This window comes from Pedobacter frigiditerrae (assembly GCF_004331645.1).
GTDB lineage: Bacteria > Bacteroidota > Bacteroidia > Sphingobacteriales > Sphingobacteriaceae > Pedobacter > Pedobacter frigiditerrae.
In genome coordinates this window covers 232445-247496 of sequence record NZ_SJSK01000001.1, presented here as the reverse complement: position 1 = coordinate 247496, position 15052 = coordinate 232445, and the positions used below count along the sequence as shown (strand labels likewise).

16 protein-coding genes are annotated in these 15052 nt (G+C 34.6%); 12 read left to right on the top strand and 4 right to left on the bottom strand.

The window, feature by feature from the left end; genetic code table 11:
* Nucleotides 1–68 precede the first annotated feature (68 nt).
* Entirely contained in the window at nucleotides 69–605 is a 537-nt protein-coding gene (dcd, locus tag EZ428_RS01085) for a dCTP deaminase (RefSeq protein WP_131551265.1), read from the bottom strand.
* A 68-nt stretch (nucleotides 606–673) separates the two neighbouring features.
* Between dcd and EZ428_RS01080 the strand changes: the two genes are divergently transcribed.
* The 5 genes from EZ428_RS01080 to EZ428_RS24325 all read left to right on the top strand — a co-directional run bounded on the left by EZ428_RS01080 (nucleotide 674) and on the right by EZ428_RS24325 (nucleotide 4207).
* Nucleotides 674–1315, top strand: coding sequence for a 4'-phosphopantetheinyl transferase family protein (locus EZ428_RS01080; RefSeq protein WP_131551264.1), 642 nt, complete (start codon nucleotides 674–676; stop codon nucleotides 1313–1315).
* Between the two features lie 3 nt (nucleotides 1316–1318).
* Entirely contained in the window at nucleotides 1319–2014 is a 696-nt protein-coding gene (gene lipB, locus EZ428_RS01075; protein ID WP_131551263.1) for a lipoyl(octanoyl) transferase LipB, read from the top strand.
* 58 nt (nucleotides 2015–2072) lie between these two features.
* A complete protein-coding gene (locus EZ428_RS01070) occupies nucleotides 2073–2777 on the top strand; it encodes an SGNH/GDSL hydrolase family protein (protein WP_131551262.1) in 705 nt (234 codons plus the stop codon).
* A gap of 611 nt (nucleotides 2778–3388) precedes the next feature.
* Entirely contained in the window at nucleotides 3389–3859 is a 471-nt protein-coding gene (locus EZ428_RS01065; RefSeq protein WP_131551261.1) for a DUF5684 domain-containing protein, read from the top strand.
* 6 nt (nucleotides 3860–3865) lie between these two features.
* A complete protein-coding gene (locus EZ428_RS24325; protein WP_394343153.1) occupies nucleotides 3866–4207 on the top strand; it encodes a DUF2752 domain-containing protein in 342 nt (113 codons plus the stop codon).
* Between the two features lie 144 nt (nucleotides 4208–4351).
* Here the strand turns inward: EZ428_RS24325 and EZ428_RS01055 are convergent, their stop codons facing one another.
* Nucleotides 4352–5086, bottom strand: coding sequence for an RDD family protein (locus tag EZ428_RS01055; protein WP_131551260.1), 735 nt, complete (start codon nucleotides 5084–5086; stop codon nucleotides 4352–4354).
* An 83-nt stretch (nucleotides 5087–5169) separates the two neighbouring features.
* On the opposite strand from EZ428_RS01055, the gene EZ428_RS01050 reads away from it, so the two are divergent.
* The 6 genes from EZ428_RS01050 to EZ428_RS01025 all read left to right on the top strand — a co-directional run bounded on the left by EZ428_RS01050 (nucleotide 5170) and on the right by EZ428_RS01025 (nucleotide 11390).
* Nucleotides 5170–6120, top strand: coding sequence for a stage II sporulation protein M (locus EZ428_RS01050; RefSeq protein WP_131551259.1), 951 nt, complete (start codon nucleotides 5170–5172; stop codon nucleotides 6118–6120).
* A gap of 1 nt (nucleotide 6121) precedes the next feature.
* The gene (locus tag EZ428_RS01045; RefSeq protein WP_131551258.1) at nucleotides 6122–7006 is read left to right on the top strand and encodes a hypothetical protein; all 885 of its coding nucleotides are present in this window, start codon (nucleotides 6122–6124) and stop codon (nucleotides 7004–7006) included.
* Nucleotide 7007: 1 nt separating this feature from the next.
* On the top strand, nucleotides 7008–7760 hold the full coding sequence (locus EZ428_RS01040) for a DUF4129 domain-containing protein (protein WP_131551257.1): 753 nt from the start codon (nucleotides 7008–7010) through the stop codon (nucleotides 7758–7760).
* Nucleotides 7757–8938 carry a DUF4350 domain-containing protein gene (locus tag EZ428_RS01035; protein ID WP_131551256.1) on the top strand — a complete coding sequence of 394 codons (1182 nt, stop codon included), beginning with the start codon at nucleotides 7757–7759 and terminating at the stop codon, nucleotides 8936–8938. The genes EZ428_RS01040 and EZ428_RS01035 overlap by 4 nt, the downstream gene beginning before the upstream one ends.
* Nucleotides 8939–8940: 2 nt before the next feature.
* Complete coding sequence (locus EZ428_RS01030) at nucleotides 8941–9918, top strand: AAA family ATPase (RefSeq protein WP_131551255.1); 978 nt, start codon at nucleotides 8941–8943, stop codon at nucleotides 9916–9918.
* Between the two features lie 125 nt (nucleotides 9919–10043).
* On the top strand, nucleotides 10044–11390 hold the full coding sequence (locus tag EZ428_RS01025; protein WP_131551254.1) for a DUF58 domain-containing protein: 1347 nt from the start codon (nucleotides 10044–10046) through the stop codon (nucleotides 11388–11390).
* Between the two features lie 32 nt (nucleotides 11391–11422).
* On the opposite strand, the gene EZ428_RS01020 is transcribed toward EZ428_RS01025, so the two are convergent.
* Entirely contained in the window at nucleotides 11423–12517 is a 1095-nt protein-coding gene (locus EZ428_RS01020; RefSeq protein WP_131551253.1) for a hypothetical protein, read from the bottom strand.
* A gap of 88 nt (nucleotides 12518–12605) precedes the next feature.
* Here EZ428_RS01020 and EZ428_RS01015 point away from each other — a divergent pair, with 88 nt between their 5' ends.
* Nucleotides 12606–13520, top strand: coding sequence for an AEC family transporter (locus EZ428_RS01015; protein WP_131551252.1), 915 nt, complete (start codon nucleotides 12606–12608; stop codon nucleotides 13518–13520).
* 79 nt (nucleotides 13521–13599) lie between these two features.
* Here the strand turns inward: EZ428_RS01015 and EZ428_RS01010 are convergent, their stop codons facing one another.
* Nucleotides 13600–15027, bottom strand: coding sequence for an L-serine ammonia-lyase (locus tag EZ428_RS01010; RefSeq protein WP_131551251.1), 1428 nt, complete (start codon nucleotides 15025–15027; stop codon nucleotides 13600–13602).
* Nucleotides 15028–15052: the final 25 nt, after the last annotated feature.

The following is a 15052-nucleotide window of genomic DNA, read 5'->3' as shown; positions in this document are numbered from 1 at the left end:
ATAAAGCCTTAAGTTACAAAAACCTAAGGCTTTATTATAATTAATGAATTAAAAAGTTAGTTGATTTTTTAAAAGCTGTTTTTAAACATCATACTTTCTACCGGTTTTGTAGTTTTGTTATTGTATTTGGCATCGCTTTTAGTATTGTACATATTTTCGATATTACCATCAACAGCAAAATATATTAACTGGCCAATTGGCATTCCAGCGTAAATACGTACAGGTTGTGCACATGATATTTCTAAAGTCCAGGTATTGCAAAAACCAACATCGCCTTTTCCCGCAGTTGCGTGAATGTCTATTCCTAAACGACCAGTACTGCTTTTGCCTTCTAAAAAAGGGACATGTGCGTGTGTTTCGGTGTATTCTAATGTTACGCCTAGGTATAAAGTTCCAGGTTGTAGTACAAAACCATCTTTTGGAATTTCGAAATGATCTATCTTGTTATGTGCTTTTGCATCTAAAACCCGATCTTTGTAAGTAGCTAAATATTTGCCTAAATGCACATCGTAAGAGTTAGTGCCAAGGCATTCGATGTTAAAAGGTTCTATAATGATAGTGCCCTTATCAATTTCATCTAGTATACGTTTATCAGAGAGGATCATTTTACGAAAATTTTGGACTAAATTATGATTAATTTAAGATACTTTTGTATTGATTTTCTAAATAAGAGATGCCAGTAGTTTTTAGTAAAAATATTGATGATCAGACCATGCTTTCTGTATGGAAGATTGATGAGACTGAAGAACAATTACTTTCAGGTTTGCAATTAAAACAGCATGAATTGGATGTAATAGAATCCTTAAGTAACGGGAAAAGAGCATTACATTGGCTTAGTACACGGTTGTTATTGAGAACGATGTTGAATACTTCGGATTATATCGATTGCCAGATGGACGATCATGGTAAACCCTATTTGGTAAACTCTGAAACACATATTTCTTTAAGTCACTCTTTTGATTATGCTGCGGTTATTATCAGCCGGGATAAAAAAGTAGGTGTTGATATTGAGTTGATCAAAATGAAAATTAAAAGCATTAAGCATAAATTTTTATCGGATATAGAATTAGCCCAAAAGCAAATAGGCGATAACACGAATGGTTTATATGTGAGTTGGTGTGCCAAAGAGGCCATTTATAAATGGTATGGGAAAAAAGGTCTAGAATTTAAACAGCACATCCATATTAAACCATTTAAGTTAAAAGATGAAGGTTCTTTACAAGCCACGGTAGAGTTGCCTGAGGGAAGTAGGGAGTTGACAGTTAATTATTTTAAAACTAGCGATGGCTACATGCTAGGTTACGTTGTAGCTTAAGAGATGAATAAAGAGGTTGAGTTTATAGATTGGGGTTTAACAGATTATCAGGATGCTTGGAATAGGCAAGAGGAAATTCTGACTAAAACTGTTGCAATTAAATCTAAAAATAGGACTGAAAATTTAACACTTGAAACACCAAATTACCTCATTTTTAACGAACATCCACACGTTTATACTTTAGGTAAAAGTGGTCATCCAGAGAATTTATTATTGGATGAGCAAGGCTTAATAGAGAAAAAAGCTACTTATTATAAAATCAATCGTGGAGGCGACATTACTTATCATGGCCCTGGCCAAATTGTTGGTTATCCAATATTAGACCTTGATAATTTCTTTACAGATATACACTTGTATTTAAGAACGCTTGAAGAAGCTGTAATTTTAACTTTAGCAGATTATGATATAACCGCAGGAAGATATGAAGGTTATACTGGTGTATGGTTAGATGCTGATAACGGAAAAGCTCGTAAAATTTGCGCAATGGGTGTTCGTTGCAGTAGATGGGTTACCATGCATGGCTTTGCATTTAATGTAAATGTAGATTTAGATTATTTCAAAAACATTGTGCCTTGCGGTATAGACGATAAGGATGTAACCTCTATGCAAAGAGAGTTAGGCAGGGCATTGGATATGGAAGAGGTTAAAGGCAAATTGAAAAATCATATTGCAGAACTATTTAGAATGCAATTAATTTAATCAACAGAAGCTTAGATAAGCTAACATCTCCACTTTATTTTTTCTCGTAAGTTAAAAGATGAAATTTCACTTTATTCTTTTTTCTTTATGCTTATTATTGGGTTGTGAAAAAAGTGCAACACAGCATATGATAACCAAACCTATTAATAATTCAAATTTCTTAACTTACCTCGCTCTTGGCGATTCATATACCATTGGAGAAGCAGTTACAGCGCAAGAATCTTTTCCTTATCAATTAGTTTCGCAATTAAAAGGACAAGGGTTTAGCTTTGGTGCCCCGAAAATTATTGCCAAAACAGGATGGACAACTGATGAACTGCAAGCAGCCATAAAAGCAGAAAATATTAGCCAAACTTATGATGTGGTTACTTTGCTTATTGGTGTTAATAATCAATATAGAGGATATCCTGAAACCACTTATCGTAAAGAGGTTAAGGACCTATTGCAAACCGCTTTAAGTTTTGCAAAGGGAAATAAAAGTAGGGTTTTTGTAGTTTCTATACCCGATTGGGGAGTTACTCCATTTGGAAAGAATAGCGGTAAGGACATTGAAATAATCTCAAAACAGATTGATGCTTTTAACGCCATCAATAAAGAAGAAACTTTGGCGATGGGTATTAGCTATACAGACATTACCCCAGGTTCAAGGCTTGCTCTAACAGACGTTTCTCTTATCGCTAAAGATGGCTTGCATCCCTCTGGTAAAATGTACAGTGAGTGGGCTACCGCATTATTTCCGAAGATTGTTTCTTCGTTAAAATAGTACATTCATTTTAGAACTTTTAAAAAAAAACTTGTAGGTTTTTTACTTTATGTTGAAGTTCATATAGGTAGTAAGGCAAGTGCCTATTTAATGCCTCCACAAAGCAAACAATTTAATCCTTACAAATTAAGCTCCTTAGATCCCAACAATTCACGACGATTTCTTTAATTCCTGAAATAAAGGAAGTTTAATGTTCACTAATTATTTAAGGATAATTGAGTGCTCAGCTATGGGTTAGGTAGTACCCATTCGAGCTCACTCCCATTCATCGACCTATCTAATCCGCAACAAGTACAATATAAATCCGCGTCTAGACCACGTTACACGCGGACTAGACGCGGTTTTGCTAAGACGAACATACGATTAAAGACCCTGTTAAGACTAAGGGAGTATTGACTAAGGATTGGCTCTAGGTTAAGCGATATAAAAAGGCATACGTACTGTGTATGGCCAAAAATGAAAATCAATTAGGGTACGACAAATTGTAGCGAGAAGTCCTTAGCCATATTGCATTTGACAATGTTTATCTAATTAACATTCTTTTTTAATTTAAATGTTATACTTTTATTATAACTGAAAATTAAAACCTAATAAACTAAACAAAAAACATTATGGATTATTCATCAAGTTATTCTTCGGAAGGTACTGGTATCTTAGCGGGTATTGGTATAACCTTCATTGTTATCTATTTAGCAATCCTTGTACTTATGGTTGCTTCTATGTGGAAAGTGTTCGAAAAGGCTGGGAAACCAGGATGGGCAGCAATTATCCCAATTTACAATACCCTGATTATGATTGAAATTGTAGGGAAACCAACAATTTGGATCTTGTGGTGTTTGATTCCTTGTGTGAACATTGTATTTTCTGTTTGGTTAATTAACTTAGTAAGTAAAAGTTTCGGTAAGGAAGAGGGCTTTACGGTTGGCATGCTTCTTTTACCGTTTATCTTTTGGCCAATTTTAGGATTTGGAAGCGCTAAATACGTTGGCCCATCGGCTGCCGAAGCTCAAACAGGTTTTGGAAAAAATCCTTTTAATCCAAACGACCCTTTTAATCAGCCACCAGCAACTCCAGAAGCGTAAATAATTTTGCAACTATTATCAATTTATATATTATCGGCTTTGTCTTTTGTAATAAGCAAAGCCGATAGTTTTTTAATACCCTGTCCATTTAAATACCTTACCCATTTAGATTGTCCGGGGTGTGGTTTTCAGCGCTCTATTTTGGCTCTAATACAAGGCGATTTCGAGAAAAGCTTTCATCTTTATCCCCCTGCCGTCCCTTTCTTATTAGGTGTTTTAATAGGCGTCTCGAGTTATGTTTTTAAATGGGATAGAAATTCGAAAATATTAAAGTTGGTTTATTTAGCAGTGGGATTTATCATTTTAACCAATTACATCTATAAAGTAGCAACTCAGCAATTACATTAAATAACAGCTATATCCTAATTATTCTCGTAGGTTCTGGAGTTGCTTCAACAAATATTCTATTGATAGCAACAGATGGCGTGCGTCCCTCTGGTATGGTGAATAGGCCGCAGTGTTATTGACCGCAAAAAAATCATTGTAAATATCTTAAACTGCTCTAGAAGTAATATGGCTATAATCAGTGATAATTGTTTTCAAGAAATCCATTTCATTCATGCCTTCTGGTATAGTAATAGTTAACAAGCTAGAAACCTTGCTTGCCATTTGGTAAATTAAATCGGCATTAAAAGTTTTATAGTAAGTATTTAAAACTTCATGGATCAATTCAATATCTCTATCTGTTAATTGATGAACGTTATCAAAAGTGGTTACATACTCATCGGCTACTGGATGAAAAGCAATGTGACCAATATTGGTTCTTGGCACTGTTTTAATTAAAGTTGTTCCGGCCACAATATCTCCAATACGTTGTTTGTTTTCGGTAACTGCTACGCATATCAATGCACCAACTTGAGAGGTAAGCGTAAAATCAATAATTCTAAAAAGCCATCTCATAAAGTACTGACCTAAGGTTGGTTGCGAGCCATCAAGGCTGATGACCTTAATTTTTAATAGCCTTTTGCCCACACTTTGGCCATTCATAAAGATTTCGCAAAGTAAATCGTAGAACACAAAACCAGCGCCATAAATAACAAGTAAAACTATCATGGTCATTTCATTTCCATCTAACATTCCTGTCATAGAGAAGATAATCATAAAAGTAATCAGCACAAAAATCAGCAGGGCAAGGTCAATTAATCTGGCACCAACACGTTCGCCTAATCCGGCTACTGGATAATCTATATCTACATGCTGACTGGTATTTACTTTAACGGTTTCCATAGTCTCAATAATAAGGATTTTTTTTATTGACTAATAGAAATTTTGTTTTATTTTAACGGAAATTTAAACTGGGTAATTTATTTATGAGAGAGGCGCTGTTTGTGAAGCAGAATTCTGAAAAATGGAAGAGTTATGAAGCTTTGCGTACGGAAAATCCTGATGAATTAGCCCATCGTTTTATAGATATTACCAATGATTTAGCTTACGCAAAAACTTTTTATCCAAAGTCTCAAACTACAGCCTATTTAAACGGCATTGCTTCAGTTTTACATCAAGCCATTTATAAAAACAAAAAAGAAGAAACTGGTCGTTTCATTAAGTTTTGGAAACATGAATTGCCTTTGGTTTTTTATAAATACAGAAAGCAGCTTTTATATTCATTTATCTTTTTTATCATCTCAGCCAGTATTGGTGCCATTTCGGCAAAATATGATGATACCTTTTTAAGGTTAATCTTAGGCGACCGTTATGTAAATATGACCAATGATAATATTGCCAAAGGCGACCCATTTGGAGTTTACAAAAAGCAAGGTGAATTAGAGATGTTCTTTCAAATAGCAAGTAACAACGTTTGGGTAACATTGCTTACTGTAGTTAGCGGTGCATTGTTTTCTATCGGTCCAGTTTTTATGATGTTACGAAACGGAATAATGCTTGGCGCTTTTGAATATTATTTCTTCAGTAAAGGTTTGGGTACACAATCTATTTTAGTGATTTGGATACACGGAACCTTAGAAATTCTTTCTATAATTATTGCTGGTGGCGCAGGTTTGGTTTTAGGTCATGGTTTACTTTTTCCTAGAACATATACAAGGCTGGTTGCTTTTAGAAATAGTGCAAAAGATGCCACAAAAATTGCAATTGGCATTGTACCTATTATTTTATTAGCGGCATTTTTTGAAAGCTATATTACCAGACACACTGAAATGCCCATATATTTAAGCGTTGCCATACTAGGCAGTTCATTGTTTTTTATGGTTTGGTATGTCATCATCTACCCAATACAATTGCATAAACGCACTCAAAACATTTAAAATGGAAAACAAAGTAGAGTTTAAAAAAAGAAGAGAATTCGGAGAAATCATAAGTGATACCTTTTTATTTATAAAGCAGAATTTTAAGCCGCTAATGACAGCGGTGCTATACCTTTGTGGTCTCTTTCTAATCGCTGGTTTAATTAGCTCTATTATGGCACAATTGCAAATTGTTGGCGCAATGGAAGGTATAAAAAGAGGGACGATAAATAGTCCATTTGCAATGCTTTATAATTTTAGCTTGGGTTACTTATTCGTTATCATATTTATGGTTTGCAGTTATACATCATTTTATGTAACCGTATTAAGTTATATTTCTATTTATATTCAAAAAGGTAATGTGGCACCAACGGTAGATGAAGTTTGGGCTTACTATAAGTTTTACTTTTTTAGAGTTATGGGAAGTGGAATATTAATGACAGCGTTTTTAATTGTTTGTTTTATCCTATGTTTGGTTCCAGGTATTTGGGTTTTTCCGGCGGTTTCACTTTTCTATCCAATTATGGTGATAGAGAATGCTGGCTTAGGCTATTCTTTTAATCGTTGTTTTAAATTGGTAGCTGACGAGTGGTGGATTACTGCTGCTACAATGATTGTAATAGGAATTATTGCAGCTGCTTGCTCTTATGTTATTCAAGTGCCAGCAATGATTATTGCCATGGCAAGTGCCTTTACTCATGTTGAGCAACCAATTACTAAAACTTACGCCATTGTTACTTCATTAGCGCAACAACTTTCACAAGTTTTTATGGTTATTCCAATCATAGGCACAACGTTTATTTATTTCAACTTGGTAGAACGTAAAGAAAACACTGGATTATTGAGCAGAATAGAAAGTTTAGGTCAAACTGCAGCACCAGAAAACTCAACTCCAGAAGAATATTAGCATGCGTTTACTACTGGTTTTTTTCTTGCTTTTTATAGGGGCCTTTAATGCCCAAGCTACGGCTTTGCAAAAACCAGTTGCAAAAACTGTCATCAAACCTAAAGTAGTTAAGAAACCTTTGGTATTAAAAATAGATAGTTCTAAGGTTGAATTAAGAACTGTAGATGAACAAGCGGTTAATAATTACAGCAAACAAAAGGAGTTTATTTACGATGATGTTGCGCCGGCCAGCATGAGTATGTGGGATAAATTTTGGCGTTGGTTTTGGCGATTGTTAGGTAGGTTGTTAAATGGGGAAGTTTCTGGAGGAATTATTAAATATCTGCTGATTGCCTTGCTGGTTGTTGGAGTTGTTTATGCGGTCATCAAAATAATTGGCTTGGATTTGAAACTGCTAACAAAAAAGTCTAAAGGAGTGGAAGTTCCTTATGAAGAGAGTTTGGAGAACATTCACGAAATAGATTTTGATAGTCAATTAGAACAAGCCATTGAAAATGGCAATTACCGATTGGCGGTGAGGCTTTTATACCTAAGAACCTTAAAACATTTAACCGATAGAAATTTAATAGATTGGAAATTAGAAAAAACCAATCAAACCTATGTTGCAGAATTGACCAATGAAAACTATAAAAGCGAATTCACCAGTCTAACCAATCAATTCGAATACATTTGGTACGGAGAATTTTTTATCGATAAGCACACTTTCGAACCAATTAACGAATCTTTTCAATCTTTTAACCAATCTACAAAATGAAAGGATTCAGGAAATATTTAGTTTTTGGAAGTATCTTATTGGTCATTTATTTTGTTGCACAATATTTTAAACCAAAACCAACAGATTGGTCGCCATCTTATTTAAGTGCAGATAAAATTCCATTTGGCACCTATATTTTGCGTCAAAGAATTGGCGATTTATTTCCGGGTGTTCAAGTAAAAACTGTAGACAACGAGGTTTACAGCAACATTAAAGGGAGACCTGAAGGAAAATCTAATTATTTCATTATCGCATCTAACTTAAAAGTAGACAAACTCGATTACCAAGAAATGGTAAAATACATGGAAGCTGGAAATAATATTTTCATTGCAGCTTCTAATATTCAAGGGATGTTGGTCGATACTTTAAAAATCAATATTACTTCTAATTTTAACTTCCAGAATAAGAGAAAATACCCAATCAATTTTGTTAATCCTAGTTTAAACAGAGAATACGATTATTACTTTGATAAGGGGATTAGCGAGCAGTATTTTCACGAAGTGGATTCTTCTAGAGCCATTGTTCTGGGGCAAAAAGAAAAGAAATTTGCCAATTTTATTCAATATAAATATGGAAGTGGTTCCTTATTTATATTGCCAAATCCAGAGTTGCTAACTAACTATAGTTTGCTCAGAGAGGATGGCTTGGACTATGCCTCAAAAGCACTTTCTTATTTGCCAAAGACGAAAAATTTAATTTGGGATGAACATTTTACGCGTCCTGCTTCTCAAAATAAATCGGTTTTAAGGGTGTTTTTCGAGTACGATCAATTGCGTTGGGCGTATTACATCGCTTTGCTAAGTTTAGTTGTGTTTGTGCTTTTTGAAATTAAAAGGCGACAAAGAGTTATTCCAGTAATTGATAGGTTAAAAAATACCTCGGTTGAATTTGTTAGTGTTGTTGGTAGGGTTTATTATCAACAGCGAAATAATAGAGATATTGCTGAGAAAAAGGTGATTTATTTGATGGAATATATTCGTAGTAAATACAGGTTAAAAACCATCAATATTAACCAAGAATTTAAGGAAACATTAATTAGAGTTTCTGGAGCAACTGAGGAAGTGATAGAAGAGCTCTTTACTGAAATAATTTACCTTAACGCAGGTGGTATGGTTAGGGACCAACAGCTGATCATGTTAAACAAAATAATTGAACAATTTTATAAACAAGACCAATAAATATGGAACAGGAAATGTTTAATCAAAGAACCGATTTAACACAATTGAATGCTGCTGTAGAGCAAATAAAGCAATCATTGGGAAAAGTTATTGTTGGTCAGAAAGATACAATAGATTTGCTAATTGCTGGCTTACTGGCGGATGGTCATTTGTTATTGGAAGGAGTACCAGGAGTTGCAAAAACATTAAGTGCCAAGTTGGTTGCCAAATGTATTTCAGCAACATTTTCTAGGATACAATTTACACCAGATTTAATGCCTTCTGATGTTTTAGGTACAGCAGTGTTTAGTCCGAAAACAGCAGAATTTCAATTTAGGAGAGGGCCGATTTTTGGTAATATCATTTTGGTAGATGAGATTAATCGTGCACCAGCAAAAACTCAATCTGCTTTATTTGAGGCAATGGAAGAACGACAAATTACGGTAGATGGACACACCTATATTTTGGAAGAGCCGTTTATGGTGTTGGCAACTCAAAACCCAATTGAGCAAGAAGGAACTTACCGTTTGCCAGAAGCTCAGTTAGATCGTTTTCTATTCAAGATTGAAGTTAAATACCCAACATTGGAAGAGGAGATTGAGATTTTAACCAATCAGCACCAGCTAAAAACTGTCGACCAATTAAATGAGATTATAGCAGTTCTATCAATTGAGCAAATCAAATCATTAAGGGCAACAATTAAGGCATTGTTTGTAGAGCCTAAATTATTGGCCTATGCAGCGCAGATAACTCACGAAACACGTAACAATAAATCGTTGTATTTGGGTGCTTCACCAAGAGCTTCTTTGGCAATGATTAATGGTGCAAAAGCAATTGCTGCAATGGCAGGTAGGGATTTTGTAACGCCTGATGACATTATTAAAGTTGCTGCGCCAGTTTTAGCGCATAGAATTATGTTAAGTCCTGAAAAGGAAATGGAAGGTTTAACAACAAGCGATGTTGTAGCACAGATTATTAAAAAGATAGAGGTACCGAGGTAGAAAGATATCGTCATTTCGACCTCAGGGAGAAATCTCTACTGTCTTAACCACTGCCTAATTTAAAGGGTATTTATAAAACAGATATCTCGTCGCTGCGCTCTGTCGATATGACGAAAAATGAAAGAATGAAGAACTTTTTTAGAAAATATTATACAGACCTATTTTTAGGCACAAGATTATTCATCGCCATTGGTGTATGTGTAACACTGTTTTTATTTTCTTTCTTTATACCAATTTTAGGCGACTTGCCTTACTTCGTGTTTGCAGTTTTAATGGCTTTAGTTTTTGTTGATTTATTGCTTTTATACCTAACCGAAAGAGGTGTTTTTTTAAGGCGAGAAGTACCTGAGCGTTTAAGTAATGGCGATGATAATGAACTTAAAATCTATCTAGAGAATTTCTATGGTTTTCCTGTTAGTATTGGGATTATTGATGAAATTCCTTTCCAATTTCAAAAACGTGATTTATGGTTTACCACTAGTTTAGCGAGTCGTGAGCAAAAGTCGATCAGTTATTTATTGCGTCCAACCAAACGTGGAGAATATGATTTTGGCTTAACCAGGTTATATGTTCAATCGCCATTAAAATTAGTGAGCCGAAGATTTAACATTACTGGCGATAAAATCGTTCCAGTTTATCCGTCTTTTTTAAAGATGAGGCAATACGAATTGATGGCTGTTTCTAATCGTTTAACCGATATCGGGATTAAAAAAATGAGAAGGGTTGGTCATAGCATGGAATTTGACCAAGTTAAAAATTATGTTCCAGGAGATGATTATCGAACCATCAATTGGAAAGCCACAGCTCGCAAAGGCGATTTAATGGTTAATTCTTATACCGACGAAAAAGCACAACATGTTTATTGTGTAATTGATAAATCTAGGGCAATGAAAATGCCTTTTGAAGGTTTAAGTTTGCTCGATTATGCCATTAATGCCAGTTTGATTTTAAGTAGTGTGGCACTAATTAAAGAAGATAAAGCGGGGCTGATTACCATCGCAGAAAAAACGGGAAGTATTGTGCCTGCCGACCGTCGACCAATGCAACTGAACAAAATCATGGATGTGTTGTACAAAGAAAAAACGCGTTATCTAGAAGCAGATATGGAAGCTTTGTACATTAGCATTAGGGCAACGTTAAAGCAAAGGAGCCTGGTTGTTTTTTTTACGAATTTCGAAAGTATGAGTGCTTTAGAAAGGCAGCTTCCATTTTTAAAACGTATTGCCAAATTCCATTTGTTACTAGTAGTGTTTTTTGAAAATACTACCTTAAAATCTTTAAGCGAAAAACCCGCAGAAAATGTAGAAGGCATTTACATTAAAACCATCGCAGAAAAATTTGCCTTTGAAAAGAAATTGATGGTTAAAGAATTAACTAAACACGGTATTTTAAGTATGTTAACCCCACCGCAAAATTTAACTGTAAATGTGGTGAATAGATACTTGGCGATAAAGGCTAGGCAACAGATTTAATTGAGGTTGAGTGTAAAAAGGTGTTGGAGATCTCAATTACAACCAATTTCAGGAATACATAATTCATAAGGAAGTCCACCTGATATAAAAATGCCAATATTAGTTTTTTCATACTTGAAGTAAAGGGCATTATTCATTATTGACTTTGGTAATTCATCAGGCATTGTAAAATTATAAATGATAATCGTGTTTTGAGTTTCATCTACAAATGCAACCTCGCTTCTACCTCTTGGAGATAACATTTGCCCAATTCCCATTATCGAAAAATTTGTGATAATATGATATGAACTGTGAGTTTTAAGGTCTACTATTTTACCCAGATATTTTATTTTGGTCTTCGTATGTTTTTCTGAGATTGTTATTTCCTTGTTGACATTTGCATTTTTAATGAACTTTTCATAAAATCCCAGTTCACTTTGACTTGATTTAAATTTTTCAGAAAGCAATTTTCCTTTCATGTCTTTATTAAATTCTAAAGTATCATAAAGTAATGTTTGGTTTTCAATCTTTTTGGAATTAATATCTTCCTTGATTTTTAATGCTCGTTTTAGCTCATTCCAATCTCCATTTTGAGCTAAATTTTCAGTGTTTTTTAAACTTCCAATGGTTTGTTGAATACCACATTGAAAGCAGATTTTTGAAACTCCTAAGATTTTACCTTTCTTCTTAAAAATTAAAATGTCGCGATAAATTGGAGCACAAGCATTTACCTCAACTTCTCTATGAGGTCTAACTGTGTAAAAGTCTTTTATTAAATTAAAATATCTGTTCTCTATTTTGGTTTTTAGAGGATAATTTAGATTGATGTCAACTATAAAATTTTTATCACTAATTTTTTCTGGGCCTTCGCTAGTAAGAATATCCTCAAATTGTTTTACTTCCAATTTTTTTTCTTCCTTTTGAAAAAGATCTCTTAGCTGACTGTCTGTTATGTCAGTTTGATAATGTACAACTTCATCAAAGTCAAACACCAAGCTTGCATTGCCATGTTCAACTGTTTTTGTTTCTTTAAGTTGGCATCCAAAAAAAATGACAACAATAAATAATAAAGAGTATTTCGTCATTCTTAAAAGTAAGGATATTTTTTTAAGGTGTTTTGGGTTTCTAAGATTGTGTAGAATTTTCATGTAGAAAGGAAATAAAGACCTATGGTTTGAATAAAACACAATCCTTCATTTTACACAGAATGACAATTACCCTATATTTGCGGATGATATGGCAAACTTTATTCTTATAGGCTTATGCATTATTGCAGGGATTCTTTTCAGAAAGAATAAAGTCTTGCCAAAAGATGCGCACAAAGGAATAAATGCTTGGATTATTTATATCGCTTTGCCAGCAGTATCTTTTAAATATTTACCGCATATAACTTTTACGAGAGAATTGTTGCTACCGATACTTGCACCTATTTTTGTTTGGCTTTTTGGTTGGCTATACATCACATTTTATAAAAGGATAAATCCTAAAATGAGTTTAGCAACTGCTGGAGGCATGAAGCTGACTAGTTCATTGAGTAACACTTCATTTATTGGGTTTCCATTAATAATGGCCTATTTTAGTGAAAAGGAGTTAGCGATTGCCATCATTTGTGATCAGATTACTTTTACCTTGCTTTCTACAATTGGTATTATTGTAGCCATAAAATCTTCACAAGACCAGAAATTAAATGTTGGGCTGGTGGTAAAAAAAGTATTGACTTTTCCTCCGTTTATAGGCTGTGTGTTAGCTTTAGTTTTACCCAGATTTCTTGATGTCTCAGTACTGGATCCTTTGTTCGATAAATTAGCAGGAACTGTTGGTCCTCTGGCATTATTTTCTATCGGTTTACAATTAAAATTTGGTGGCTGGTTTTCTGAATTGAAATACATCAGCATTGCTTTAATATACAAGTTAATACTTGCACCGATGCTTGTTCTAATTATAGCATTGATATTTGGCTTAACAGGGATAATTACCAAAATTACCATTTTTGAGATGGCAATGCCAACTTTATTAACTGCAGGCTTAGTGGCAGATCAATATAACCTCAATCCAAAAGTATCTAATTTAGTGGTTGGAATTGGCATTGTATTGTCCTTTTTAACTACCGGGACTTGGTGGCTGGTTTTAACTTATTCTGGATTGGTTTAATATCAATTTATGATTCCGATTGGGAGAAATTTACTAGTTCGAGCTCTAAAAGATAGATCGCTTAACCTAATGAACCAAATTAACACTCCGGCAAACTCAATGGGATATTGGTTGCCAAGCCACCATCAGAAGTTTCTTTGTATTTAGAGTTCATATCCAAAGCGGTTTCCCACATCGTATTTACTACGGCATCTAAACTTACTTTTGCCTTATCAGGATTACTTTGTAACGCCAATTGACTTGCGGTTATCGCCTTAATGGCACCCATGGTATTACGTTCTATGCAAGGAATTTGAACTAAGCCGCCAATTGGGTCGCAGGTTAAGCCTAAATGATGTTCCATTGCTATTTCTGCAGCCATTAAAACCTGACGCTGTGAGCCACCTAAAACTTCTGTTAAAGCTGCAGCAGCCATTGCAGATGAAACGCCAATCTCAGCCTGACAACCACCCATCGCTGCAGAAATAGTTGCGCCTTTTTTAAAGATACTACCAACTTCAGATGCACAAGCAATAAACTGAATGATCTTATCTTCATCATAACCATCGCAAAAGGTAATAAAATATTGTAAAACAGCAGGAATTACGCCAGCAGCACCATTTGTTGGTGCGGTAACCACTCTTCCAAAAGCGGCGTTTTCTTCGTTTACTGCCAAAGCAAAACAACTTACCCAGTCTAAAATATAATTGAAACCATTGCCTCCGTTTCTAATGGCTGCAACCCAAGAGTCGTAATCTGTGTAAGTTTGACCTTTAATTAAACGTTGATTTAATTTTAATGCCCTTCGGGCAACATCTAATCCACCAGGTAAAAAACCACCTGTATGGCTACCGCGATAAATACATTCCTTAATCACTTGAAAATGTTTTAGAATGCCTTTTTTAGTTTCTGCTTCTGGTCGCCAAGCAGCTTCATTTTCCATCACTACTTCACTCACTTTTAAGCCAGTAGATAAACACCAGTGTAAAAGTTCGCTTGCTTTTTCTACAGGAAAAGGAAGGTCTACTTGTTCTTTTTCACTACCATTTTCTCCATCCTTAACAACAAAACCACCACCAATAGAATAATAAGTTTCAGAAAAGGCTTTGCCAGTATTTAAAAAAGCTTGAAAAGTAACTGCGTTGGGATGGAAAGGCAAACTTTCCATAAAAAGGAAAATCAAATCATCATGATATGAAAAATTGATGTTTTCTTCACCACCTAACAACAACTTCTGACTTGTTTTTATTTCTGCAACTGTACTGTCGATCGCATTTACATCGAAGGTTACAGGATCTCCGCCGGCTAAACCTAATAAAATAGCAATATCTGTTCCGTGTCCTTTTCCAGTTTTGGCTAAAGAGCCATAAAGTAATATTTTTACCTGCTCAACCTCGTTTAATAAGCCTTCTCTTTTTAGAGATGAAGTAAATTGTTGTGCGGCTCTCCAAGGGCCCAAAGTGTGTGAGCTTGAGGGACCAATCCCTATTTTAAAAATATCGAAAACTGAAATTTGTTCATTTGGCATGGGCACAAAGCTATGTACTTTTAAT